This is a genomic window from Vibrio sp. ZOR0018 (genome assembly GCF_963865925.1).
GTDB lineage: Bacteria > Pseudomonadota > Gammaproteobacteria > Enterobacterales > Vibrionaceae > Vibrio > Vibrio anguillarum.
Map to the genome: position 1 here is coordinate 1 of NZ_CAWMCN010000142.1, position 2141 is coordinate 2141.

The 2141-nt window shown below is 44.2% G+C and carries 2 protein-coding genes and 1 pseudogene; all 3 read right to left on the reverse strand.

Annotated elements, in window-relative coordinates; genetic code table 11:
• Positions 1 to 635 (reverse strand): annotated as a pseudogene (locus AACR75_RS16725) (type IV secretion protein Rhs); the annotation flags it as partial.
• Positions 636 to 1216: 581 nt separating this feature from the next.
• Positions 1217 to 1654 (reverse strand): SMI1/KNR4 family protein, encoded by a 438-nt coding sequence (locus tag AACR75_RS16730; RefSeq protein WP_047691152.1) that lies wholly within the window; start codon positions 1652 to 1654, stop codon positions 1217 to 1219.
• A gap of 4 nt (positions 1655 to 1658) precedes the next feature.
• The coding region (locus AACR75_RS16735; RefSeq protein ID WP_047691155.1) for an HNH endonuclease at positions 1659 to 2141 on the reverse strand (483 nt) is incomplete at its 5' end.

Below are 2141 nucleotides of genomic sequence, written 5' to 3' on the forward strand. Positions count from 1 at the left end.
TGGTATTCGGTTTTCTCGACCACGCGACCACACCTATCGTAGTGATAACGGAATCGTCCCGTATCTAATACACGACCCGCCTTATCGTAGTGGCGAGATTGGCGTGTGACTCGTGCATCATCGAGCGAGACTACATTGCTATCACCATATTCAGTGGCAAAGCCTTGTTGGTTCAGGTTGAGTTCACTGTCGTAACCAAACAGGTGGACAAAGCGTTGCTGACTTTCCCACGTCTTTTGCTGGCGGACGGCTTGAACTTGGCCATTGGCGTTTAGACTGAATCTCGAATTACCACGTTTGGCATCGTTAATGCCTACGAGCCTGTCTAGGGCATCGTACTGATACTGGCGTAAGCTATCACCATTTCTACCAAGCTGTTGCTCTAGCAGTAATCCTGTTTCACTCCATTGGTGGTGAAGGCTAAAACCCTGCTCTGTGGCGCGAGCTTTCTCATGCCCACTGGGGTGATACGCAAATTGCAGCGGGGTATGCTCGCCTACAGACAGTTTCTGTAATTGGTGCTTAGTCCATTGATATTGTCGCGCGGTTTTGCTGCCTGATGAACCAATACGGCGGCCATGTTCGTCGTATTCATGAACGAGCGAGGTGCCGTTGAGGTTTTCTTCAAGGAGCAATCCTGATGGGCTATAAGCAAAGGAGACCCACGCATCACCATTTTCGGTGTAGGTTAAGCGAGAGGCGGCGTCGTACTGATAGTGGTCGACACAGGTAAGAATTGATGGGACAAGTGCCCCAACGGATGGAGCGGATATGAGTTGTTAGTGCAGAACAGGCGAAGCTCAAGTTGAACAAGCGTCGCATCCATTTACTTCGACTGGATAGCTAGCTTCCCGTCACCCATCTTTATCAGCACACCCTAACCTCAACAAACTATTTGCTTGTTGGCACTTGGCAAGTCCGGCTGTTCATTGTCAGAGCTTAATTCCGTTCCAATATCACTGGCTACTCCCTAGATTTGGCCACTTAGCTATCGCGATAAGGGCACGTGCTGTATAAGCAAGTGGCCTTTTTAACAGCGCCTGTCCTTGTTAATTTCTCTTATCTATCGCCAAAAGGACTAACCAAGGCCTCGTGCTGTGTAAGCATGTGGCCTTTAGTAGTGCCTGTCCTTTTTATTCTGATTTCCTTTCCAAGTCTCACGCTACCGTGATTTTAGTGGGACTTGGATAAGCATAGAGAGTTTTTAACAGCCTTCTTATAGGCTTTCAGGATCATCAACTATTGATTCAACAAACGATTTAAATGATCTCCATACACCGAAGATTTCAGCTTCTTCATGTAATACATAGAAATACACAGTACCAAAATCATTCTTCCGCAAAGATATCGAATAAATACCAGAGCCAGGGTCATAAGCAAAAGGTAACATTTCATATCTACTAAAACCAATAGGTAACGATTCATCTTCAAAGTCATTAAATGACTCAATAATCTCAGATATAGAGTAAAACGAATTAATTGGATAAAGGTTTTTATCATCATGCACAAAAGATGGCTGAGGCTGACCTCCATTATACTTTTTATAAATACTCTTCATTTCTTCTGGCAATTTAGAACCAGAAACTCTCTCTAAATTGAGTATTTCATCATCCGTTGCTGGTGGTAAAAAATCTATAAAACTAATTTCATTCATAACATCACCATTTTTTAAAAATATAACTATTTCCTGTATGCGCCTTGTATTGACTCACGCCACCAACATGAGGTATCCCTCTATGAGCACTCTGTTTAACTAATTGCATACTACCTGTATTTGTTACAGAGTCATAATCATCCAAGTGGTGCCAAACATAGCCTCTAGGGGTTGATTTCTGACCTAAAGCCACCATGCTAGCTTGTTCGAAATCTTCGTGATAATTACCTGTGTATTCGATTTTTTGGATTGGATTTACTCCGTTCCTTGTGTATAAGGCGTTACTAGCCGAGTAGTCTAGACCTCCATTATTTGTAACCTCAATCCCAGTGAAGCCCCTTTCTTCTAACTTTTTGAGTGGACACTTCGCCAACCCCAACGGGTCAACCCAATCCAGCGGGTTAAACACATACGCCTGCGGCCTTAGCCCTCCCGCAAACCCTATAGGGTCTGGGCTTAGGTACTGGCCACTGTCTGCATCGTAATA